This is a genomic window from Flavobacterium sp. FG139 (assembly GCF_057809695.1).
This window is the reverse complement of sequence record NZ_JBMDKL010000003.1, coordinates 36530-61060: the sequence shown is the minus strand read 5'-3', so window position 1 is coordinate 61060 and position 24531 is coordinate 36530. Positions and strand designations below refer to the sequence as shown.

Sequence of the window (24531 nt, the reverse complement as noted above, 5' to 3'; positions counted from 1 at the left end):
TTGCTAAATGATATCTGAAAAACTTGAAAAAGGACAACTTCTAATAGCAGAACCCTCTATAATAGGCGACTTATCGTTTAATAGATCTGTTATATTGTTGGCCGATCATAACGAAGAAGGTTCTGTTGGATTCATTCTGAACAAACCACTTGAATACACTATAAACGATTTGATTCCAGACATCGAAGCTTCTTTTAAAATCTACAATGGAGGACCAGTTGAACAAGACAATCTATATTTTATTCATACCATTCCAGATTTAATACCAAACAGTATCGAGATTTCAAATGGTATCTTTTGGGGAGGCGACTTTGAATTGACCAAAAGCCTTATTAACGAAGGTAAAATAAACAAAGAAGATGTCAGGTTTTTCTTGGGATATACTGGATGGAGCGCCAATCAATTAGAAAGTGAATTGCAATCCAATTCTTGGATAATTGCTATGAACAACTACAAATCTTCTATTTTAGGAAAATCATCTTCTCAATTTTGGAAGGAAAAAATTATTGAATTGGGTGGTGAATACCTAATTTGGTCTAATGCACCTGAGAATCCAATTTTAAATTAGCGTATTAATTTGCGAAATTAATTCTTTAGCCAAATCGGTTTTAAATTCTTTTTTACGATATTTTGTTATCGATTGAATTCCAACAATGATGTTAGTAATAAATAATTCATCTGCTTTTTGCAAATCAAATGGCGAAATTACTGCTTCAACAACCTCTAGAGATTCCATTTTTTGAGTGAGACGCAGTACTTGCTTTCTCATAATTCCATTTTGACATCCTTCGTCAATGGAAGGAGTTACTAATTTAGATCCGATAAGCATAAAAATATTTCCATTCAACGCTTCTACAACATTCTTTTCGTTATTTACCAAGAGGCAATTTTGCAACTCATTCTCCTGAGCAAAAATACTACCTGTTATATGAAGCATCTTATTGGTTGTTTTAATGGTAGAAAGTAGCTGTTTGGAAACAAAAAAATCTTTATACAAATCAACTTCATAAGCAGCATCTGAAAAAACATAAGATGCATTTTCAATGGAAGAAACCTGAATTAAAAAAGAAACTGTTCGGGTATTGGGCAGATAAAAACCTCCATCATTTCTAAAAACAGTAAAACGTACTCTAGCCGAATTGCTGCAATTGTTAGCTGTAACCGTATTTAAAATTTGTTCTTCAATATATTCTAAGGTAAAGTTATTCGGAATTTGCATTCTAACTATTCGCATGGCCGCCATCAACCTAAAGTAATGATCTTCAAAGAATAAAACTTTACCGTTCACAATTTTTAGCGTTTCAAAAACACTATCACCATATAAAAAGGCACGATTACTATTAGATAAATTGGCATCTGAAGAAAGTATTGTTCCGTTATAATTAATCATAAAAAAATCCCGATTTAGTCGGGACAAATATAACTCTTAAAAATGATTTTTATACAGAACCAATCACATGTTTCAAATCAGAAACTTGATTTTCCCACAATTGTTTAGATTCATCTAATTCTTGTTCCTCAGAAAAATCAACCACCATTAACGAAACATCTTTAGTGATTTCGTCTTCTAGAATACGCAACTCAAAATAGTATTCTGTGTCTTTTTTATCCTCATCAACCCATTTGAATTTTACTTTTTCTCCTGTTTTCTTGGAGGCCAAACGAGCATTTTCTTCCATATCATCCCATTCAAAAGAAAAAAATTCACCTCTAGAATTTACTTTATCAGCAAACCATTCTTGTAATCCTGATGGAGTTGAAATGTATTGATACAACAACTGAGGTGATGAATTAATAGGAAATTCTATTTCGTAACGTACTTTTGAAGACATAATCTAATTTTTGCGAAATATATAATTTTTATTTAAAAAAAGGGATAAGAAAAAAAATATTTTTTTTTCAAATTTATATTTGCAAGGTGTTTTATTAGTATTATATTTGCACCCGCATTCAAGGATGTGTACCGATAAAATGGCGAGGTAGCTCAGTCGGTTAGAGCGCAGGATTCATAACCCTGAGGTCGGGAGTTCAAATCTCCCTCTCGCTACAAGAAAAATAAAGTCTCAAGCAAGCTACGTTTGAGACTTTTTTATTAAAACTAAATCTGCAAAAATAGTATCGTTAAAAAAACTGCTACTTTTTCTTAAATCAATATAAATCAGCCATCTTTAGTTTCAAATAATTTTACTAAATAAATTATTTTTTTGTAGTACTTTTCTTTTTTATATTGTTTTTTTATGCTTTTTATCGATTTTATATGCTTTTTATCGATAAAAAACTTTTTTATTAGAATCCGCCTTTCTACATTTGTCGTGTCAAATCAATAAAACTGAATTATCAAATTGATGATTCGTAAAAACGAAATCATAAACTAAACCCTAATAGTTATGAAACCAAATTTACTTAAATCAATATCAATACTACTTTTGATATTAAACGTAAACTTCCTTCAAGCCCAATGTACGGGTTGTAATGTTACCATCACGGTGCCAAACAGTTCAACTTTTAGCTTAACAGCCGGACAGACAATTTGTATCGTTGGTACTGGTGCATTTACTGGAAGATTAAACAACTTCAACGGAAACACTTTGTGTATTGGAACAGGAGTGAATTACAATCCGTCAGTGGCTCCAAATTACAACGGTAACTGGACCATCATAAATAATGGTACTTTCACCAATACAACAAACTTGAATTTTAATTCGGGTGTGAATTTTACTAATGCTGCAACAGGTAGTATAACATTACCAGCCATAACGATAAACAGTGGTGTTAGTTTTGTTAATAACGGAACGTTAACAACAAGTGGTGTAACAGTTAACAGTGGTGGTAGTGTAACACTAGGCGGTACATCTACTATTAATGGCCCTTTAAACAATAACGGAAGTGTTATTGTTTCTGGTGTTATTACTGCAAGTCAAATAACCAACAATTCAGGTGCAACAGTAATTGGAGGACCTGGAACAAATTGTAATAGTATTAGATCTACAGGAAGTTTTACTAATAATGGTGTTTTTGGAAATACTGGTACAGGCTTATATGTAGGAAATGTAGGTGGAACCATTAATAGCCCAGCAACATCTGCTGGAACTGTAGCTCCAACCACACAACCAACTAACTTAAATTTATCTATTTCTGGTACAACCGTATCTGGAAATTTCACACAAACCTCAACCTACTCAGACGGATATTTAGTATTAAGAGCATTAAGTACAGGCGCAGCTCCTGCTGTTACAAACCCAACAAATTTTGCTTCTGTAGTAGTTGGACAAACAATTGGAGCATGGACCATCGTAGCCATTAATAATACCCAAACTAGCACTTCTTTTAGTGATAATATCGGAACCAATTGTACCAATGCTTATTATAGAATATACAGTTTTAAAACGGCTGGAACATCTCTTTGTAGAGTATACAATACAAGCTCTGTTTTAACATCAAATTTAACGTTAGTTCCCACTGTAACGGCTGTTTCTCCAACGACAAATAGCAGTATATGTAACGGAACAAATGTCTTATTAAATGCAACTTCCACAGGAAACAATATCAACTGGTATACTGTTGCCAGCGGTGGTACTGCTATTGGCACATCGGCTTCTGGAGTTGATTTCTCTGTAGCTCCTTCTGCCACTACAACCTATTATGCTGAGGCAGTGACATCTACTGGTTGCGTTAGCATCACAAGAACCGCAACAGCTACCATTACGGTAACAAACATAAGCCCATCAATTGAGTTTACTCAAGGAGCAAACGACCATACAGCCACAATTTCTGGATGTGGAACTGTAGGCGGAGGCACCCAAAATGATATGGATATTTTTTCTGGAGATCCAGGTGCAGGATCAACCTATCAATGGCAATTCAGCGATGATAATATCACTTGGACAGATGCAGCAGGCCCAACTAGCACCACAGCACAATTTGTTTTAGATCCATTGTATACTACAATTGAATCAACTGCTGGAGTTCACTATATAAGATTAAAAATAACCTATGCTGGCTGTACAGGATATAGTAATATTAATACATTAACAGTAACAAGTAATTCCAATCTTACTTCTGGGACTATAAATTCTAACCAATCTTTTTGTGGTTCTAGTGGAGACCCTTTAGCTTTTACTGTAACCGCTCCAACAGGAGGTAATGGAACCTATTCATATTTATGGCAATCTTCAACAGACAATGTTAATTTTACAACAATTAGTGGTGCTACATCTGCAACTTACAACGCACCTGTAATCAGCCAAACGACTTATTATCGCAGAATTGTTGTCTCTGGTGGTTGCAGTAAAATTAGCAATACAATAACCGTTTCTATAATAGCTCAACCAACAATCACTCCTTCAGCAAGCGCAACAAGCGTATGTTTTAGTAGTTCAGCTCAAACAACACCATTAACTTATAGTGCAACTACAAGTTCACCAAACACTTATAGTATTTCATGGAATGCTTCACCTGCTAACAGCTTTGTTACTGTTACTAATGCTGCATTAGTTGCTGGTTCAATAACTATAAATATTCCTGCTAATACAGCGGCTGGAACTTATACTGGAAATTTATCCGTAAGAAATGCAAGCGGATGTGTAAGTAGCACTAGTGTGCCTTTTACAGTAACTGTAATTGCAATTCCTACAATCACGGGAACAACTCCAGGAACTACAAATGGTCCGGGTACCGTAACTCTTGGAGCAACTGCATCTGCTGGAACAATCTCTTGGTATGCAGCAGCTAGTGGTGGTTCTGCTTTAGCCACAGGAACATCATTTACAACTCCTGTGATCTCAGCTACAACAACCTATTATGTAGAAACCGTTAACAATGGTTGTACTTCTAGCCCAAGAGTAGCCGTTGTAGCAACCTATACAAACAATCCTGAAATTAATGTTCGTGGAAATGCAATATCAATTGTAAGCGGCGATGTAACCCCTTCATTATCTGATTGGACGGACTTTGGTGGGACCGATGTTAACATAGGTACTTTAACTAGAACATTTACCATCTATAATACTGGTATAAATAATTTAACACTTTCAAATCCAACTATTTCCGGAACTAATGCCGCCGATTTTACAGTAACTACTTTTCCAAGTTTAACAGTTAGTGGCGGAAGTTCAACTACTTTTGTAGTAACGTTTAACCCAAGTGCTACAGGAACAAGAACAGCAACGATTTCAATAGTTAACAATGACAGTAATGAAAATCCATATACATATGCAATCGCTGGAACTGGTATCATTGATATTGACAGCGACGGAATTGATGCAAGTATAGATATAGACAACGATAATGATGGAATTATAGATACCATAGAATGTGCTGCTTGTGTAAGCGACCCATTCGTAAATGGTAGTTTTGAATCACCAGTTATCCCATTCAATGGTGGATGGAACACAACATTACCACAAACTTCATTCACAGGATGGCAGACAACTGCAACCGATGGAATGATTGAATTATGGCCAACAGGTGGAAATGGTGGAAATGCAGCACAAGGAACTCAATTTGCCGAATTAAACGCAAACCAAGCTTCTACTTTATACCAGTCGTTTTGTTTAAATGGATCGTCAGGAACCATCACTTGGTCTATTAAACACCGAGGAAGATCTGGAACAGACCAAGCTTTCGTTCGATTTGGTTCAACTTTAGCCAATGCATTAGCTTCTGCTCCAATTGCAACAATGGTCGATGGAAATACAACATGGGGAACCTATTCTGGAACGTATACAATTCCAGTGGGACAAACACAAATCGTTTTAGCTTTCCAATCAGGATTTACTTCTACTGGCGACCAAACCATTGGAAATTTTATCGATGATGTTCAAATCTCAATCGTCCAAGGATGTATTGATACTGATGGTGATGGCGTAGCTAACGTAGATGATTTAGATTCTGATAACGACGGAATTCCAGATATTGAAGAAGCTAATTTTAAAGGATTCGCTAACAATACCTCAACCATGTACAACGGTACTTGGGCTGATGCAAATGGTAACGGAATGAATGATAGTATTGACACAATGATAGCTGGAAGTACTTATACTATTCCTGACACAGACGGTGATGGAATTGCAAACTATTTAGATTTAGACAGTGATAATGACTCTTTATTTGATGTTGATGAAGCTGGTTTATTAAATGGTGATGGCGATATTAATGATGATGGAAAAGGTGATGGAGCAGATGCAGACGGTGACGGTATATTAAACCTATACGACAACGCGGCTATCTTTGGAACAACCTACAGAGCTAATGCCCTAGATACAGATGCTAATGGGGTTTCAGATTACCTACAATTAGATTCAAATTCAGACGGAACAAAAGACATTCAAACCAGTTTGTACGGATCTTTAGATGCCAATAATGATGGTAAAATAGACGGCTCTACCGATGCAGACAGAGATGGAATTGTAGATACATTTGATACAAACACTGCTGCAATTGGTTCGCCTAGAAATTTGAACAGAAAATTGGAACTTGATTTTGATGGAAGAAACGATTATGGTCAAGAAAATGTTCAAATCTTAGATAATCTATCTGGTGCTTCTTTGATGGCATGGGTTGATTTAAACAGTGCGTTTTCAACAGACGGTGTAATTATCGGTCAAAATAAATTTCAAATTAGAGTTACAAGTGCTAGAAATATTGAGGCTGTGGTTAACTCAACAACTCTTACATACAGTACAGTAGCCTTAAATACTTCTCAATGGTATCATGTAGGTGCTGTTTATGGTGGAGGTACTTTAAAATTGTTTTTGAATGGTACTATGGTAGCCAGTGTAGCTGCTTCTGGAAACATTATTTCTGACGGTTCTAAATTAACCATCGGAAAAGATCCAAGTACTAATACTAAATATTTCAAAGGAAAATTAGATGAACTAAGAGTTTTCAACGTAGCTCTTGCCGATGCTTACTTCCAAAGAATGGTATACCAAGAAATTCAAAATGTAAGTAGCCAAACTAGAGGAAAAATAGTTCCTGTAGATGTAGGTGTTCCTTTTACAAATGTATTAAGATGTTTCAGTATGGATGGTTACAAAGATGATATTATAGACGACATTACAACTGCAGCTATTGATGTAACAGGAATGAAAATTTACAACAACAAAAACATCTATGTACAACAAGCTCCAATGCCTTTCGTAACCGAAAGAGCTGGTAACTTTGCTACAGCTGTAAACAGTCCAACAAACGAAGTAAGAGGTTTAGACATTATGGATCAGGATTGGTCAATTGTTCAAGTAAAACATGACATTACCGAAACTACTAACAACGTAGATTTAGGAATGATTGTAGATGCAGGTGTAACGGTTACCATGAACAACGATACTAAAATCCAAAACGATTGGTATTTATTGTTGAACGGAAAAATAGACCTACAAGGTAAATCACAACTATTACAAACGGTAAGTAGCACATTAGATGCAACTAGTGCAGGTTCTATCGAAAGAGATCAACAAGGAACTAAAAACATTTATAACTATAATTATTGGGCATCTCCTGTGGGAGCTATAAACGCAACTACCAATAATAATTCATTTACGGTAGCTGGAGTTATGAAAGATGGTACTTCTGGAACACCTCAAAACATCACTTGGACCAGTGGTGTAAACGGAAGTCCAACAAGCCCTATCACTTTAAGCAGCTATTGGATTTTTAAATTTCAAAACTTAAGCAATAGCTATGCAAACTGGGCTAGTGTTGGACAAAATGGCACACTAAATGTAGCACAAGGATTTACATTAAAAGGAAGCGGAACTGCTGCTGCAAATCAAAATTATACTTTTGTTGGAAAACCTAACAATGGTACCATTACCACAACAGTAGCTGCCGGTAACCTAAACTTAACTGGAAACCCTTATCCTTCTGCTTTAGACTCTGCTAACTTTATCATTGCTAACACTGCAACCACAACAGGAACATTATATTTCTGGGAACATGCTAGCTCTAATAATACGCACAATTTAGTAAACTACCAAGGTGGATATTCTGTTAGAAACTTAGTAGGTGGAACGGGTCCTACGGCTCCAGCCGGAATTAACGGTGTAGGAACAAGTTCAAAAATTCCAGGACGATACGTACCAGTAGGACAAGGATTCTTTATGGTGGGTTCTGCAACTGGTGGTAACATTACGTTTAATAACAATCAAAGGTTGTTCATTAAAGAAGATAATGCAGCTTCAACATACATGTTCAAAAACTCAAACACTAATATTGTTGCCAACACCAATACGGAAGACCCAATTACGTCAGATACGTTTAAAAGAGTTCGTTTAGGATTGACTTCAAAAGACAATTACCACAGACAAATTCTATTAGGATTTATGGAGCAGTATGCGACTAGTGCTGTAGAAAGTGGATACGATGCACCAAGCATTGACAATCAGCTAAATGACATGTACTTTATGAATAATGGTGCAAAATTAAATATTGAAGGTGAAGGTTATTTTGATATAAACAACGTATACCCTATCGGAATCAAAACGAATGTATTGGGAGAAGTAAAAATTATGGTCGATGCAACCGAAAACATGAACAGCAATCAACGTCTTTTCATATTAGATAATACCGACGGTCAATACCACGATATCACTAATAATCCTTACATTGTTGAATTGCCTCAAGGGTTAACAGAAAACCGTTTTACACTAACCTTCAAAGACAATCATGCTTTATTGAGCAACGATGCAGTTGATTTAAATACTGGAATAACGATAGCTTATGCTAACGCAAGCAATATATTAAATATAAAAAATAATGTGGTAGACGCCACGGTAGAAAAAGTGACACTTTTCAATTTGCTGGGACAATCTGTAGGAACGTTTGATGTAAAAGATCAAAACCAACAAAACATCCAATTGCCTATCAAAGACTTGAGTTCTGGAACTTACATTGTAAAAGTAAAAACAGACAAAGGTGAAACTACAAGAAAAATTGTTTTTAATTAGGGTTTAAACAATTGGTTTGACAACCAAAAAAGCCACGCAGTTTTGCGTGGCTTTTTTAATTTTATAAAATAAACCTTATTTTATTAGTGAGATCAATTCCGAAAGATCAACTTGAGTTTGTGCGCCCGAAACAATGTTTTTCAAGGTATACATTCCATTCGTAATTTCTTTTACAACAAAGGGAATCGCTCTTCTTTCCGCATGTTTAAATTGCTTATCAACTTTAGCAGCATCAGGATACAATTCGGCTTTTATATTTTGGTTTCGCAACTGCTGAATGGCTTGCATCGCCTCAAAAGCTTGGCTTTCGCCAAAATTCAAAAACATCACTTTAGTAGCAGTTGTCACCGTTTCTGGAAACAAATTCAATTCTTCCAAAACCAAATAAATGCGATCCAATCCAAACGAAATTCCAACACCACTCATGTTTTTCAATCCGAAAATTCCAGTCAAATCATCATATCGTCCGCCACCACCAATGCTTCCCATGGCTACTCCTTCGGGTGCCGAAACTTCAAAAATAGCTCCGGTATAATAGTTTAATCCACGCGCCAACGTTACATCCAAATCCAAAATGGCTTTTTGCAATCCAAGTTTGGTCACATTGTCACAAATGAATCGCAGCTCTGCAATACCTTTCATACCTTCTTCCGATGAAGACAACAACGCCGAAAGCTTTTCCATTTTTTCATGAATCGTTCCTGTAAAATGGAACAATGGTTGCACTTTTACCAAGGCGTCTTCCGAAATGCCTTTCTCTAGCATTTCTTTTTTAACGCCGTCCTCACCTATCTTATCAAGTTTGTCCAAGGCAACTGTAAAATCAATCAATTTATCGGAAGCGCCAATAACCTCAGCAATTCCAGACAATATCTTTCTATTGTTGATTTTGATCGTAACGCCGTTCAAGCCCAACGCTGCAAAAACCGAGTCGTACAATTGCACCAACTCTACTTCTTGCCACAACGAAGTCGAACCCACTACATCGGCATCACATTGATAAAACTCTCTAAAACGTCCTTTTTGCGGACGATCGGCACGCCAAACGGGTTGAATTTGGTACCGCTTAAACGGAAACTCAATTTCGTTTTGGTGCTGTACTACGTATCTCGCAAACGGAACGGTTAAGTCGTAGCGAAGTGCTTTTTCAGAGATTTTAGTAGTTAGTTTTTTATAATTCAAATCTAACAATTCTTCCGTAGAAACCTTATCCAAATAATCACCCGAATTCAATATCTTAAAAATCAATCGGTCGCCTTCTTCGCCATATTTTCCCATTAACGTATCCGAATTTTCAAAACTTGGGGTTTCTATGGGTTGGTAACCAAAGTTCTCAAAATGAGTTCGCATGATCGCCGTAATATAGTTACGTTTAGAAACTTCAACTGGAGAGAAATCGCGTGTGCCTTTGGGAATACTGGGTTTAGATGCCATTATTTTTTAATTATAAATTATCAATTATCAATTGTGAATTATCAATTGACGGTGCAAATATCATACTTTTTAAAATAATTAATAATTCTTATACCACAAACTTGTAACAAAAACCGTAATTTCGTGTCAAATAGCAATTATGAATGCAGTTTTCAGAGAAAATATAAAGATTGCCATGGGCTCCATTCGCGCACAATTGCTGCGAACCATACTGACCATTGTCATTATTGCTATCGGAATTACTGCTTTGGTAGGAATTCTTACGGTTGTAGCCGCTATTGACCATACCTTGAATTCCAAATTTGCTTCGATGGGATCGAATACCTTTAGCATCAACCAATACGAATTCAAAACCCGAAACGATGGTGGTGGCGAAATCGAAAAAATCAATCCGATTATTTCCTATCCCGAAGCCAAAGCCTACAAAGAAAAATACGATTATCCATTCACCCATACATCCGTTTCATTTACAGCAACCGGAACCGCCGAAGTAAAATATGAAAACGAAAAAACCGATCCAGAAATTGCTGTTTTGGGTGTTGACGACAATTTCACCAACAATAGCGGTTTCGAAGTGGTACAAGGACGGAATTTCAATGGTTTTGACATTTCCAACAATGCCTATATGTGTGTGTTGGGAAGTGATTTTGTCACCAAAGGACTTCTAAAAGATGTGAACCCAATTGATAAAATCATTTCCATTCGTGGCGCCAAATTTAAAGTCATAGGTGTTTTAAAAGAAAAAGGATCCACGTTTGGGAACAATCAAGACATGCGTGTTTTAATTCCGATTCAAGTGGCGCGTTCTTTATTTTCGGCACCTAGCATTAATTATACGATTAGTACTATGGTCGACAAAAAAGAATTATTGCAAGCGGCTGTTGATGATGCTACACTAACCATGCGAAAAATAAGAAGGCTAAACCCGGTAGAAGAAAGCAATTTTGGGATTTCTAGAAGTGACGATTTGGTCAATAGAATTGCCGAAATGACAGGCGTTCTTAGTTTGTCGGCTTGGGTGATTGGTATCATTACTATTTTGGGTTCTTCGATTGCTTTGATGAACATTATGATTGTTTCTGTTACCGAAAGAACCCGAGAAATTGGTGTCCGAAAATCACTCGGAGCCAAACGCGGTACCATTGCGTGGCAATTTTTCATGGAAACCTTACTAATTGGACAAATTGGTGGTTTTGTTGGAATTATCTTCGGAATATTAGTCGGATTTCTAATGGCTTCCTTAATGGAATTTGGATTTGTAATTCCGTGGGGCGCCATCATGGCTGCGGTAATTACCAGCTTTATTGTAGCCTTAGTTTCTGGATTGTATCCAGCGATTAAAGCATCTAAATTAGACCCTATTGAAGCGTTGCGTTACGAGTAGAATTTCAATATTCGTTATTCAAAATAGAATATTCAACATTTTTTAAACCATAGAATTCAGAAGTGAATTATATTTCACAAGAAATCATACGATCATTACCATAAATATCTTTCTTCAAAACAATTTCTTTGAAACCTAGTTCTTCTAGCAACAAAAAGGTTTCTTTCCCTAAATACTGATTGATTTCAAAATATAATCGTCCGTTTTCGGTTAGATTTTTCTTGGCTAATTGTGCAATTTTTCGATAAAAAAGCAACGCATCATTGTCTTCTACAAACAACGCCAAATGCGGTTCGTAAGCTAAAACATTCGGTTTAATTTCAGCTTTTTCTAGATTTCGAACATACGGAGGATTGGAAACTATAAGATCAAATTGTTCATTTAAATCATGAGTTTCTAGAATATTTTTAAACATAAAATTTACTGCTACAGCATTGATTTCAGCATTCTTTTTTGCAGTATTTAAAGCTTTTTCAGAAACATCAATAGCCGACACACTTGCAGTTGAAAGATTTTTAGCCAATGCAACCGCAATACAACCACTTCCTGTTCCGATATCCAAAATTTTCAACTTCGTATTTTGTATTTCGTACTTTGTACTTTCCAAAATCCATTCAACCAATTCCTCTGTTTCTGGTCTCGGAATTAACGTATTTTCATTCACTAAAAAAGGCAAACCATAAAACTCGGTTTCACCTAATATATATTGTATCGGCTTTTCCTTTTTAAGTTCGGCTAAAACACTTTCCCAACGCAGCAACTGCAAAGCATCCATCTCCATTTCGGGATTCAAAGCCAAATCGATGCGCTTTTTATGATGAAAGGACTCCAATATAATGTAAAAGAAACTCTCGATTTCCTTTTCATCATATAAAGATAAAAGTTCCTGTAGAAAAGTGGTTTTGTACGTTTTAAGAAGCATTAGCAATTATTCATTTTCAATTATCAATTCTTTAATCATCCAAACTGGACAACTGGTATGGCCCGTTCCTCCTAATGGTTCAGTAAGGTATTCAAATCCCACTTTTTTATACAGTTTTTGAGCATTGAGCATCTCAGGAAGCGTTTCTAAATAGCATTTTTCGTAACCAAATTCGCTGGCTTTTTGCAAACATTTCTGTATCATTTCAAATCCAATTCCTTGACCACGAGCTTCTTCTAAAAAATACATTTTCTGTAATTCGCATATATTATCCTCCGAATTATCCAACTGACTTACTCCTGCACCACCAATAATGCGACCATTTTCTTCAACTACAAAATAAATAGCTTTGGGTTTATTATAGGTTTCAAACATAAAATCCAATTGCGGATCGGCAAAAGCTGTCCCTGTTTTAGGATAACCATCATTAACAAAAACCTGTCGAATGACATTGGCAATTTGATCGTTATCGTGGAGTTGGATTGGTCTAATAATCATTTCTAACATTTCAAAATTCAGTATTCTATGTTTGGATATTCAAAATTCGAAAAATCAAATACTTTTGAATTATAAAATAACTTCACAAAAATAGTACTTTTACATCGTGAAAACACATCAAAAATACATTAAACGCTGCATCGAATTAGCAAAAAACGGATTGGGAACTACCTATCCTAATCCGCTTGTAGGCAGTGTTATTGTATACAATGATGAAATTATAGGCGAAGGTTGGCACCGAAAAGCTGGCGAATCCCATGCCGAAGTCAACGCCATACATGCTGTAAAAAACAAATCACTACTTTCAAAAGCCACTATTTACGTGAGTCTAGAACCGTGTAGTCATTTCGGGAAAACGCCTCCTTGTTGTGATTTAATTATAGCTCATTCTATTCCGAATGTCGTCATTGGCACCATTGATCCTTTTGCCAAAGTAGCCGGTAATGGCATCAAAAAACTCATTGAAGCTGGTAAGAATGTTACCGTTGGAATTCTCGAAGACGAATGCAACGAACTCAACAAACGCTTTTTTACGTTTCACAATAAAAAACGACCTTATATTATTTTAAAATGGGCTGAAAGTCAGGATGGATTTATAGCACCTATTTCTAAAGACAACCAAGAACCTGTTTGGATTACCAATCCCTTTTCTCGGCAATTGGTTCACAAATGGCGCAGTGAAGAACCGGCTATTTTAGTGGGAACCAATACAGTTTTGTCCGACAACCCAAAATTAGACACCCGAGATTGGAGCGGTACAAATCCGGTGCGCATCATATTAGATAAAAGTGGTAAAATCTCAAACAATTACCATGTGAAAGATCAAAAAAGCAAAACAATTGTACTAACTGAACAAGAAAATTTAACCTCAACTGAAAATTTAATCTACGAAAATTGTATCTTTGATAATCGACTGGTTTATTCAATCTGCACTATTTTATACAAAAACAATGTACAATCAGTGCTCATTGAAGGCGGAAGTCAAACATTGCAATCGTTTATTGAAGCAAATCTTTGGGATGAAGCACGCATATTTAAAGGAGATAATCTTTTTAAATCGGGTGTAAAATCTCCAAAAATTAGTGGCAAAAAAACGGATAAACAAATTATTTTAAAGGATGAACTTTTAATTTTTTTCAATCATGATTGACACTATAATTTTTGATTTTGGCGATATCTTTATTAATTTAGAAAAAGAAGCTCAAGTAGAAGCTTTTAAAAAACTAGGTTTACCTGGCCCAAACCAAGAACTTATTGAAATGAATGATTTGTTTGAAAAAGGAAAAGTATCCGAATTAGAATTCATCACTTGTTTTCACAAATTCATTCCAAATGCCGGTATCGAAGAAATTAGAACCGCTTGGAATACCATTATTGGTGAATTTCCTTTGTATCGATTGGAATTTTTACAAATGCTTTCTAGCAGATACAAATTATTTTTGTTGACCAATACCGACGAGATCCACATCAGTCGATTCGAACATAAAGTAGGAATGTCATTTTACACCGACTTCTACCGATGCTTTGAAAAGGTTTATTATTCCTATGAAATGGGCATGCGCAAACCCGATCCGAGCATTTACAGCTATATTGTTAACAAACACGATTTATCTCCAAAACGCACCTTATTTGTAGATGATAAAAAAATCAATACTGATGCCGCAGCCAGTATTGGAATTCATGTGTGGAATTTGCAAGTAGGCCAAGAAGATGTCGTCGATTTATTCGAACAAAAACATTTACCACTTTAATATCTACTTATATTTCGTACTTCAAACTTTGAACGACACCTACAAAACCATTGCTTTTCCTTCGGAAGAAATTTTATTTAAAGAAAAGAACAGTAAGTTTTTTGGCTATGCCTATCCAGTAACTAGCGAAGAGGAAATCAAATCACATTTAGAAACTTTACGCAAACTGCATTATGGCGCGGTTCATTTCTGCTATGCCTTTCAAATAGGAACCGACAAAATTCAGTTTAGAGCCAATGATGATGGCGAACCAAGCAATACTGCCGGAGCACCAATTTACGGACAAATTCAATCATTTGGCGTAACTAATATATTGGTGGTAGTAGTTCGTTTTTTTGGCGGAACGAAATTAGGTGTTGGCGGATTAATTTCGGCCTACCGAACTGCGGCACAAATGGCTTTGGACGCTTCAGAAATTATTGAGAAAACAATCGACATACATTATATACTATCTTTTGATTACAAAAACATGAATAAAGTAATGCGAGTCATCAAAGAAAAAAACCTCGAAATCATATCCCAAAACATGAACGAAAGTTGCAAAATTGAAATCGCAACACGAAAAAAAAATGCCGAAATGGTATTCGACATTTTTAATTCTTTGTACGAAATTGAGATACAATTAAACCACTAATTTTATTCAGAAATTATCTCCAAAATATACGACGGTGGCACAATAGGTTTTCCATTTTTTGTATCAACAAAAACCAATATAAAATGAGCAGTTGTTAATAACTCTTCATTTTCATTACGAATTTCGCAATCAAATTCAATCTTCACACCGCTGTATTTTCGCAACTTCGTATGAATCGTCAATAAGTCGTCATACCGAGCGGGTTTTTTATAATTCAAATGCATGGATACAATGGGCAATGCAATACCACTTTCTTCCAACGCTTTATACGAAACCCCTTTGTTTCTTAGCCATTCCACTCTTCCTATCTCAAAATAAGGCACATAACTTCCGTGATAAACCACACCCATTTGATCGGTCTCACCATACCTAACTCTAACTGCTACTTTGTGTTCGTTCATCTATTCTTTTTGCTTTTTATCTAATTTAAAACTATTCATTACAACAAAATTTTTAAAAAATCAATACCTTATAATTTTTTTTTAAAGAAATTTGTTCACATATTTGTTAACCCAAAAAACACGAAGGAAAATCCCTTTTTCTTTTGTAAGAGAACCTTTAAATTAATTAGTAATTTTAACAAGAATATGAACAAAACTGCGCAATCGGTATGGGAAAACTGTCTGTCCTTCATAAAGGACAATATTCAAGAGCAAGCCTATAAAACTTGGTTTGAACCAATTAAGTCAGTTGAACTATCTGATAACGCATTGTACATTCAAGTTCCAAGCAAATTCTTTTACGAATGGCTTGAGGAACACTATGTAAAATTACTAAAAGTTGCCTTAACCAAAGAACTTGGAAAAAATGCAAAGTTACTCTATAAAATTAAAATGGAAAACACTTATGGCAACAAACAACCGTTTACAGAACAATTGCCGAGTGCACACCGCAGTCCTATAAAATCACAAGAAGTTGACGCTCCTTTTAAAAACCTAAATCCGGAACTTAAAAATCCCTTTGTGATTCCCGGCATTAGAAACTTAAAAATTGAGTCGCAACTCAATCCAAACTACAGTTTTGATAATTTCTTAGAAGGCGACTCTAATAGATTAGCGCGTTCTGCAGGTATGGCTGTAGCCAATAAACCTGGCGGTACATCGTTTAACCCACTGTTAATTTTTGGTGGCGTTGGATTAGGAAAAACACATTTAGCGCATGCTATAGGTGTTGAAATCAAAGATAAATATCCCGAAAAAACCGTGCTGTACATTTCTGCTGAAGTGTTCACACAACAATATATAGACTCCGTTAAGAAAAATAATCGTAACGATTTTATTCACTTCTATCAATTGATAGACGTATTGATTATTGACGATGTTCAATTCTTATCTGGAAAATCGGGCACACAAGATGTTTTCTTTCATATTTTCAATTATTTACATCAAAACGGAAAACAAGTAATTCTTACTTCAGACAAAGCTCCTGTTGACATGCAAGACATTGAACAACGTTTATTGTCGCGCTTCAAATGGGGATTATCTGCCGAATTACACCAACCCGATTACGAAACTAGAGTTTCTATTTTGAATAATATTTTATACCGTGACGGCGTTGAAATGCCCAACGAAATTGTAGAATATGTGGCTCAAAACATAAAATCAAATGTTCGTGAACTAGAAGGCGCCATCATTTCTTTGATTGCACAATCGTCTTTCAACAAAAAAGAGGTAACGCTTGAATTAGCCAAAAGCATTGTAGAAAAATTTGTTAAAAATGTAAAACGTGAAATATCCATCGACTACATTCAGAAAGTGGTTTCCGATTATTTCCAATTAGACATTGACACCCTACAGTCTAAAACTAGAAAACGTCACGTAGTGCAAGCCCGACAATTAGCCATGTTTTTTGCTAAAAAGTTTACCAAAGCATCATTAGCAAATATTGGATCTCAAATTGGAGATAGAGACCACGCAACGGTTTTACACGCTTGCAAAACAGTAGATAACTTGGTTTCAACAGACAAGCAATTCAAAAAATTTGTTGAAGATATTCACAAAAAATTATCATTATAATTATCGGTATTTGTTACTTTTGCATTTTAAAGTAAGAAACGAAACCGAATAAGTATGCCCGTTAAAATTTTAATGGTTTGTTTAGGTAATATCTGTCGATCTCCTTTGGCAGAAGGTATCTTAGCATCCAAACTTCCTAAAGATAAATTCGTTGTGGATTCAGCTGGAACTGGACATTGGCATGTTGGAAAACATCCTGACGAACGATCTATTGCTACCGCAAAGAAAAACGGACTAGATATTAGCACTCAAAGAGGGCAACTTTTTACACCAAAACACTTTGAAGATTTTGATTACATTTATGTAATGGATCATTCCAATTATGATGATGTTTTATTTTTAGCTAAAACAGAAACACATAAAAAGAAAGTAAAAATGATTCTGGAAGAGCTTTTTCCGGGTGAAAATGTTGATGTTCCAGACCCATATTATGGTTTGCAAAACGGATTTGATATGGTATATGAAATGCTAGACGAAGCCACGGATATTTTAGCCGCAAAATTAATCGAGAAACACGCTTAATGACATCAGAAAACACCAAAGGAAAATTATATTTAATCCCGATAACCCTTGGAGAGAGCAATCCGCATGATGTTTTACCTCAAACGGTTCAAAGAGCTATTGAATTAATAGACTGCTATATTGTTGAAAACGAAAAAACAGCTCGCAAATTCATCAAAAGTATTTACCCTGAAAAGGTACAGGCTACATTACAACTAAGCACCTTAAACAAACACACCGAAGTTTCTGAGCACAATGATATGATTAAACCATGTCTGCAAGGAATTAATGTTGGATTGATGAGCGAAGCTGGCTGTCCTGGTGTAGCCGATCCTGGTGCCGTTATTGTAAAATTAGCCCATGAAAAAGGTATTCAAGTAATACCATTAGTAGGCCCTTCTTCCATTTTACTTGCCATGATGGGATCGGGTATGAATGGGCAAAGTTTTGCTTTTAATGGCTACTTGCCTATTGACAAATCAGATAAAAAATCGGCTTTAAAAAATTTCGAGAAGCTATCGTACGACAAAGACCAATCGCAAATATTTATTGAAACGCCTTATCGCAATAATAAATTGTTAGAAGACATATTACAAACCTTGCAACCCAACACGCATTTGTGTATTGCAGCCGATATAACCCTTCCAACAGAATACATCAAAACGCTTCGAGTAGCGGATTGGAAAAAGACTAAAATAGATTTACACAATCGTCCAACGATTTTTATTGTGCATAAATTGCATTAGACAAAAAAACCATCCAATTATGGATGGTTTTTTATTTAGCATTGTTAGACTTATTTCACTTTAGCAGTACTATCTGCTTTAATGTTGTGTGTTTCATAACCACCGAATTGTTTTAAATAACTCTTCACTGTAGTTCCGTAACCATCTTTACATTTTTTTCTACCGTTAGATTCCAAATATTTTCTAACAGAACCAGCGCCGCCTAAATGAGCGGCAGCCAGTATTCCAGACTCGGTTATCCTTACACCATCAATTGTTTTACCTCGATACTCTTTAATCACATCTTGCAATTTAGATTTATTAATTTTTATCAAAGCGACAAAGGCTTTTTCTTGCAACTCAGGGCTATTTAAAAACTCTGAATTGTTTTTAATTCCAATAAATCGCAACGCCGAAGTACCAAACTGGTATTTACCCATATATCCTAATGAGTTCACCAAATGGTATTTACCTTGAGATTCTTTAAAAGCTATAGCTTCTTTAAATCCAACAAAATGTTTTCCGAGAAAAGGTAACGATTGATTGATGTAGTCTGAAGGTTTTTCTGAAGGAAATTGATATAACAACTCCTCATTTTCGCTTACATGAAACCATTTTTGATTTAAAGTATCTAAGGGTTTAAAAGCTGAGCTAATAAATCCTACTATCAGAACGATTCCTATGTAAAACGACCATCTTTTTATCATAAATTGTAATTTCCAAGCGCTGTCACCATCTTGATATTGACGGTGCAAATATACAACTTATTTTTAAATAAAATTGAAAATCAGGTACTTATGATTTTTAAAAGTACAAATAGTAGAATTTTACTCCTCCTAAACCATTGATTTCAAAGGTAGGAGCCGGAATTTTTATCGAATTAAAAACAGAGAAAAAAGTCTTCAAAAAGTGTGATTTTGTCTTAATTTTAGTCAAATCGGCATCCAAACTCAGGTAAAATTGTCGTGATCTTTGGGTTTCTGGATACAAAAAAAGAGCATTAGTTTCACTTCTTCCAGTAATCATTCCGTTAGCTCCATAACCCAACGCAACATTGAGCCATTTTGGGAGTTTAGATTCTTTAAAAAACGAATATAAATTAGCCGAAAGCCAATAGGTTTGTCCGTTGTAATCTTTTAGCACTTGTTGACCGAAAGAACTACCCAATACATTAGGCCGAACGGCAGCATAAGATGTCGTATGAAACGAAAACTTCGGAACTATTCGTTGCTCGTTCCAACACAATTCTTGAGAAACATACAAAGCCGTTCCGGTAGCATTAGCGGCCATATCACCCCAAGAAAATCCCCATTCCGACGAAAATCCATCAAAAACCTCAACCGTGGTCATAAAAGCCAAACCAATGGTGGCTCCATAAACCAACTGACTTTTTTTAGAACAACCGCTCCATTGCAATGCCTCAGCTCCAAAACGCCCTAAATGATAGGAAGAAAATAAATGTCCAGCTTTATCCATTTGAAGCCATTCATCATTGTCATTTACGGCATGTAGCGTTGAGTGAGGATAATCGGCATACCACAATTGGTTCAAACCGATCAAAGCTCCAGAAGCTAAAACAGTTTCAGAAATCACAACCCCATTTCGTCTTGATACATGTAAACTATCCGAGGGTTGAAAAAAAACAACATTATGTTGTGAAAATCCAAAATAGAATTGGAGCATCAAAAGGAAAATCAGTATTACGTTTGATTTTCTCAATGTTTATCTTTTCGTTCCAGTACCATTCAACCAATCAGCATATTTCTTAGCGTTCACTTGGTGTTGCGCATAAGTAGCTGCAAATTCATGATATCCAAATCGGTCTACACTGGCACAGAAATATAAATAATCATGCCTCTCTGGATTCAAAACGGCATCAATGGCACTAATATCGGGTTGTGCTATCGGACCTGGAGGTAATCCTAAATTTACATAGGTATTGTAAGGTGAATTTATAGTTAAATCGCCATACAAAACACGCTTAATCACTTGATTAAAATCGTTATCTCTTAATTTAAGAGCATAAATCACCGTTGGATCACCTTGCAACGGCATTCCTTGTTTCAATCGGTTTAAATAGGCACCAGCAACTCTTGGGCGCTCATCCGATTTAACCGTTTCTTTATGCACAATAGAAGCTAATGTGATCACTTGCTCTGGCGTCATTCCTAGCTTTTCTGCTTTTGCCAAACGGTCTTTGTTCCAGAATTTTTTATATTCTTCCAACATTTTATCTCGGAATTTCTCGGCCGAAGTATTCCAATAAAACTCATAGGAGTTCGGAATAAAAATAGACAACACATTTTCTTTGGTCAATCCGTTTTTCTTCAAAAAAACACTGTCTCTAAAAGCCGTAATCAACTGCAATGAATCCGGTTCTATTTCTGCACCAATGCGTTGTGCTACATTCTCCAATCGTTCTTGATTGTTGAAGGCAATTTTAACTGGTACGTTGCGTCGTAACGAAGCTATTAGGGCAAAATTTCCCATGCCTTTTTTTAACAAAAAACGACCTGGCTTTACGTTTTTATTATACGAACGTAGGCTTGCCATCAAATCAAATCCGCTTAAATTTTCTACAAAAGGCGACACTATTTTTTGAACATCTTCATAGTTGGAGCCTGTCGGAATTTCAACATACAATTCTGTTTTAGAAAACTTGGTATTGCTGGTAAAAAACTTTACATATACAATAATTGAGGCTACCAAAAATAGTCCAGCGCCTACTAAAAGAAGTGTTTTTAATTTCTTATTCAAAATAAAATAATTTAATGCTTAGGGTTTAATAACTGAAAGACAGCCTCATCTTGAAAAGAATTATTACTATAATTCCAATCTTTTTTGATGCCAATTCTCTGGAATCCAAAAGTAGCAAAAAGGTTTAAACTAGACTCATTATCCACACCTATATTTGCAAAAAGTTGGTGTACTTGCAATTGATTAAATGAAAAATCAATCAACAACTGCAAGGCTTCCTTGCCAAATCCTTGGTTTCGTTCCTGTTGATTTTGAATCACAATTCCGATGCCTGCCCGCTTGTTTCTTGGATCAAAGTCAAACAAATCAATCAATCCAATGGCGGTATCTGAATCATTTTTACAAATAGCCAGTCGCAATTGTTTGGCCTCATAAATATCTTGGTGCGCATTTTCTAAATACTGCCGAATCAGAAATTTACTGTAAGGCGTTTGCGTATTGCTCACTTCCCAAATTGCTTCGTCATTTTCTATAGCATAGACAAACTCTAAATCTTCGGGTTCCAAGGCACGCAAATAAATATTTTTTCCTTTTAAAGTCATCTTTTCAATTACGAAGTTAATAGCGCTACTTCAATCACTCCTTCAAATACAAATGTGGCTGGCCCTTCTAAAAAAACATTTTTATAACCGTTAAAAGCCTTCTCAAAAGAAACTTTCAAAGCGCCACCTTCAACGTCTAAATCAATACTCGTAGCCTTTGTTTTTCCAATGGCATTCATGGCAATTGCCGTTGCCGTGGCACCAGTTCCACACGAAAGTGTTTCGTCTTCTACACCGCGTTCATAGGTTCGCAAGCGAAAATGATTTTCTGATAATTGACTTACAAAATTCACATTGCTGCCTGCATTTCCATACAAATCAGAATATCGAATCGCAGCACCTTGATTTTTAACATCATAATTATCGATGTCATTAACCAAAGTCACATGATGCGGTGAACCCGTATTTAAAAAAACATATTCTTCTTCTATTTGAACAGCATCAACATCTTTCATTTGCAAAGAAACAATTCCGTTTTCCAGAACCGTAGCATGATGCAAACCATCGGTAGCTATAAACGTGGCTGAATCGGCAATAACGTGTAAACTTTTGGCGAAAGCCACCAAACATCGACCACCATTACCACACATTGAACTTTCATTTCCATCCGAATTGTAATACACCATTCTAAAATCGGTTTCAGCATCATTTTCCAACAAAATCAATCCATCCGCTCCAATTCCGAATCGGCGGTCGCACAACTTTTCAATAAGTTGAACATTATTTTTTGGAAAAAATCCGTGTCGATTATCAATCATCACAAAATCATTTCCTGTTCCTTGATATTTATAAAATTTGATTTGCATTGTAGTACCTATATAAGTACAAAGTTACAAATATTAATGAGAAGTTAAAGTGTGTTAAACGAGCGTTAAACCATTTTACAAAAAATAATAAATTTATAATTTTGAGGTTAAATGATTTAAATAGTATACAAATTATGAAACGATTATCTAGTTTATTTTTGGTGTCTTTGTTCAGTGGGGCAGTGACACTTGGTGCTTACAAATTATTTATTGAAAAAAGCAATGGAGGAAATTCCATCGTAACAGAAGCTCCTTCCTATTATGGGAAAACTGTGGGTATGGGTGCCGAGAATATTGATTTTACTACTGCTGCCGACAAATCGGTACATACTGTAGTTCACGTAAAAAATGTTTCGGTAAGAACCGTTTACAATCCGATTATGGAATTTTTCTATGGTTCTCGTGGCGGTGGACAACAACAAGAACAAATTGGAACGGGTTCTGGGGTTATCATTTCTGAAGACGGCTATATTGTTACTAATAATCACGTTATTAAAGATGCTTCAGATTTGGAAGTGACCTTAAACAACAAAAAAGTGTATAAAGCCAAACTCATTGGAACCGACTCCAAAATGGACATTGCCTTACTTAAAATCGAAGCTGATGAGAAGTTACCGTATACTACCTTTGCCGATTCCGATCAAGTTAAAGTAGGCGAATGGGTTTTGGCCGTTGGAAATCCTTACAATTTAACGTCAACGGTAACCGCTGGAATTGTATCGGCTAAAGCTAGAAATTTAGATACAAACGGCATCCAATCCTTTATTCAAACTGATGCGGCAGTAAATCCAGGGAATTCGGGTGGTGCCTTAGTAAACACTCGTGGTGAATTAATTGGAATTAATACGATGATTTCCTCTCCAACGGGAAGTTATACGGGTTATTCGTTTGCAATTCCATCCAATATTACTCGTAAAATTATTGAAGATATCATGGAATTTGGAAATGTACAACGCGGCGTTTTGGGTGTAGTAGGAAGCGAATTAAACGGACCCACTTCTAAAGAATTAGGCATTAAAGAAACCCAAGGGTATTATATTTCTAAAGTGATTAAAAATTCGGGTGCCGAAAAAGCAGGTTTGAGAAAAGGCGATGTTATTGTAAAATTAGACAATCAAGCTATTGCCACTTTTCCTGAATTAAATGGGTATATCAGCACGAAACGACCGAATGACAAAATTCAAGTGACCGTAATTCGTGATGGTAGAAACCAAGTAATTCCAGTTACTTTGGTAAAAAACGATCTTATAAATACAGACTTCAAAGGTTTAGAATTGGAAAACATTGATGCTACTGACAAGAAAAAGTTCAAAATTGATTATGGGGTAAAAATTAAAGAAGTCAATAACGATCGATTAAAACCCTATGAAAACCAGTTGAGCGGAAACATCATATTAACCATAGATGGTGTTAAAGCAACCGATGTTGAATCGGTTTCAAAATTAGCGAACGATAAAGACGAAAATCAAAGTGTTAATATTGAAATGATTAACAAAATGGGGCAAATCATCCGAATCATCATCTAAATAATTTTATAATAAGGTTAGAGAACCATCTTACACGAGTAAGATGGTTTTTTTTGTAAAAAAAATTCGAAATTATTTTACGAAAACGTTA

21 protein-coding genes and 1 tRNA gene are annotated in these 24531 nt (G+C 35.6%); 11 read left to right on the top strand and 11 right to left on the bottom strand.

Annotation, left to right across the window (positions count from 1 at the left end):
- Nucleotides 1-7: 7 nt before the first annotated feature.
- A complete protein-coding gene (locus tag ACODSI_RS03130) occupies nucleotides 8-568 on the top strand; it encodes a YqgE/AlgH family protein (protein ID WP_488915392.1) in 561 nt (186 codons plus the stop codon).
- Here ACODSI_RS03130 and ACODSI_RS03125 read toward each other — a convergent pair.
- Both ACODSI_RS03125 and ACODSI_RS03120 read right to left on the bottom strand, forming a co-directional pair.
- Entirely contained in the window at nucleotides 560-1390 is an 831-nt protein-coding gene (locus tag ACODSI_RS03125) for an aminotransferase class IV (RefSeq protein ID WP_488915391.1), read from the bottom strand. The two genes, ACODSI_RS03130 and ACODSI_RS03125, sit on opposite strands and share 9 nt — an antisense overlap.
- A 49-nt stretch (nucleotides 1391-1439) precedes the next feature.
- Nucleotides 1440-1832 (bottom strand): START-like domain-containing protein, encoded by a 393-nt coding sequence (locus ACODSI_RS03120; RefSeq protein ID WP_488915390.1) that lies wholly within the window; start codon nucleotides 1830-1832, stop codon nucleotides 1440-1442.
- Nucleotides 1833-1973: 141 nt separating this feature from the next.
- Between ACODSI_RS03120 and ACODSI_RS03115 the strand changes: the two genes are divergently transcribed.
- Together ACODSI_RS03115 and ACODSI_RS03110 are read left to right on the top strand one after the other, a co-directional pair.
- Nucleotides 1974-2047 (top strand) — tRNA-Met (locus tag ACODSI_RS03115).
- Between the two features lie 340 nt (nucleotides 2048-2387).
- Entirely contained in the window at nucleotides 2388-8945 is a 6558-nt protein-coding gene (locus ACODSI_RS03110) for a DUF8693 domain-containing protein (protein ID WP_488915389.1), read from the top strand.
- 75 nt (nucleotides 8946-9020) lie between these two features.
- Here ACODSI_RS03110 and hisS read toward each other — a convergent pair whose 3' ends face one another.
- Entirely contained in the window at nucleotides 9021-10379 is a 1359-nt protein-coding gene (gene hisS / locus ACODSI_RS03105; protein WP_488915388.1) for a histidine--tRNA ligase, read from the bottom strand.
- 139 nt (nucleotides 10380-10518) lie between these two features.
- Between hisS and ACODSI_RS03100 the strand changes: the two genes are divergently transcribed.
- Nucleotides 10519-11763: an ABC transporter permease gene (locus ACODSI_RS03100; RefSeq protein ID WP_488915387.1), complete on the top strand. Its 1245-nt coding sequence runs from the start codon at nucleotides 10519-10521 to the stop codon at nucleotides 11761-11763.
- 67 nt (nucleotides 11764-11830) lie between these two features.
- Here ACODSI_RS03100 and prmC read toward each other — a convergent pair whose 3' ends face one another.
- A complete protein-coding gene (prmC, locus tag ACODSI_RS03095) occupies nucleotides 11831-12685 on the bottom strand; it encodes a peptide chain release factor N(5)-glutamine methyltransferase (protein ID WP_488915386.1) in 855 nt (284 codons plus the stop codon).
- A gap of 6 nt (nucleotides 12686-12691) precedes the next feature.
- A complete protein-coding gene (locus ACODSI_RS03090; protein ID WP_488915385.1) occupies nucleotides 12692-13192 on the bottom strand; it encodes a GNAT family N-acetyltransferase in 501 nt (166 codons plus the stop codon).
- A 97-nt stretch (nucleotides 13193-13289) separates the two neighbouring features.
- Between ACODSI_RS03090 and ribD the strand changes: the two genes are divergently transcribed.
- Genes ribD through ACODSI_RS03075 form a run of 3 tightly spaced genes read left to right on the top strand, consistent with a single transcriptional unit; the run spans nucleotide 13290 to nucleotide 15568 of the window.
- Nucleotides 13290-14333: a bifunctional diaminohydroxyphosphoribosylaminopyrimidine deaminase/5-amino-6-(5-phosphoribosylamino)uracil reductase RibD gene (ribD, locus tag ACODSI_RS03085; RefSeq protein ID WP_488915384.1), complete on the top strand. Its 1044-nt coding sequence runs from the start codon at nucleotides 13290-13292 to the stop codon at nucleotides 14331-14333.
- Nucleotides 14326-14934: an HAD family hydrolase gene (locus tag ACODSI_RS03080; RefSeq protein WP_488915383.1), complete on the top strand. Its 609-nt coding sequence runs from the start codon at nucleotides 14326-14328 to the stop codon at nucleotides 14932-14934. The genes ribD and ACODSI_RS03080 overlap by 8 nt, the downstream gene beginning before the upstream one ends.
- Nucleotides 14935-14962: 28 nt before the next feature.
- Nucleotides 14963-15568 carry an IMPACT family protein gene (locus ACODSI_RS03075; RefSeq protein ID WP_488915382.1) on the top strand — a complete coding sequence of 202 codons (606 nt, stop codon included), beginning with the start codon at nucleotides 14963-14965 and terminating at the stop codon, nucleotides 15566-15568.
- A gap of 2 nt (nucleotides 15569-15570) precedes the next feature.
- Here the strand turns inward: ACODSI_RS03075 and ACODSI_RS03070 are convergent, their stop codons facing one another.
- The gene (locus ACODSI_RS03070; RefSeq protein ID WP_488915381.1) at nucleotides 15571-15969 is read right to left on the bottom strand and encodes an acyl-CoA thioesterase; all 399 of its coding nucleotides are present in this window, start codon (nucleotides 15967-15969) and stop codon (nucleotides 15571-15573) included.
- 186 nt (nucleotides 15970-16155) lie between these two features.
- Between ACODSI_RS03070 and dnaA the strand changes: the two genes are divergently transcribed.
- From dnaA to ACODSI_RS03055, 3 genes are read left to right on the top strand one after another with little or no spacing between them, the layout of a single operon-like run.
- Nucleotides 16156-17583 carry a chromosomal replication initiator protein DnaA gene (dnaA, locus tag ACODSI_RS03065; RefSeq protein ID WP_488915380.1) on the top strand — a complete coding sequence of 476 codons (1428 nt, stop codon included), beginning with the start codon at nucleotides 16156-16158 and terminating at the stop codon, nucleotides 17581-17583.
- 54 nt (nucleotides 17584-17637) lie between these two features.
- Complete coding sequence (locus tag ACODSI_RS03060) at nucleotides 17638-18105, top strand: low molecular weight protein-tyrosine-phosphatase (RefSeq protein ID WP_488915379.1); 468 nt, start codon at nucleotides 17638-17640, stop codon at nucleotides 18103-18105.
- Entirely contained in the window at nucleotides 18105-18830 is a 726-nt protein-coding gene (locus ACODSI_RS03055; RefSeq protein ID WP_488915378.1) for an SAM-dependent methyltransferase, read from the top strand. The genes ACODSI_RS03060 and ACODSI_RS03055 overlap by 1 nt, the downstream gene beginning before the upstream one ends.
- 50 nt (nucleotides 18831-18880) lie before the next feature.
- Here the strand turns inward: ACODSI_RS03055 and ACODSI_RS03050 are convergent, their stop codons facing one another.
- The 5 genes from ACODSI_RS03050 to dapF all read right to left on the bottom strand — a co-directional run bounded on the left by ACODSI_RS03050 (nucleotide 18881) and on the right by dapF (nucleotide 22914).
- Nucleotides 18881-19516, bottom strand: coding sequence for a peptidoglycan-binding protein LysM (locus ACODSI_RS03050; protein ID WP_488915377.1), 636 nt, complete (start codon nucleotides 19514-19516; stop codon nucleotides 18881-18883).
- Between the two features lie 97 nt (nucleotides 19517-19613).
- On the bottom strand, nucleotides 19614-20492 hold the full coding sequence (locus tag ACODSI_RS03045; protein ID WP_488915619.1) for a DUF2279 domain-containing protein: 879 nt from the start codon (nucleotides 20490-20492) through the stop codon (nucleotides 19614-19616).
- A 39-nt stretch (nucleotides 20493-20531) separates the two neighbouring features.
- Nucleotides 20532-21566: an endolytic transglycosylase MltG gene (gene mltG, locus ACODSI_RS03040; protein ID WP_488915376.1), complete on the bottom strand. Its 1035-nt coding sequence runs from the start codon at nucleotides 21564-21566 to the stop codon at nucleotides 20532-20534.
- Nucleotides 21567-21577: 11 nt separating this feature from the next.
- Nucleotides 21578-22108, bottom strand: coding sequence for a GNAT family N-acetyltransferase (locus ACODSI_RS03035; protein ID WP_488915375.1), 531 nt, complete (start codon nucleotides 22106-22108; stop codon nucleotides 21578-21580).
- Between the two features lie 8 nt (nucleotides 22109-22116).
- Nucleotides 22117-22914, bottom strand: a complete 798-nt coding sequence (gene dapF / locus ACODSI_RS03030) for a diaminopimelate epimerase (protein WP_488915374.1) — start codon at nucleotides 22912-22914, stop codon at nucleotides 22117-22119.
- Between the two features lie 134 nt (nucleotides 22915-23048).
- Here dapF and ACODSI_RS03025 point away from each other — a divergent pair, with 134 nt between their 5' ends.
- Nucleotides 23049-24440: a S1C family serine protease gene (locus tag ACODSI_RS03025; protein WP_488915373.1), complete on the top strand. Its 1392-nt coding sequence runs from the start codon at nucleotides 23049-23051 to the stop codon at nucleotides 24438-24440.
- Nucleotides 24441-24531 lie beyond the last annotated feature (91 nt).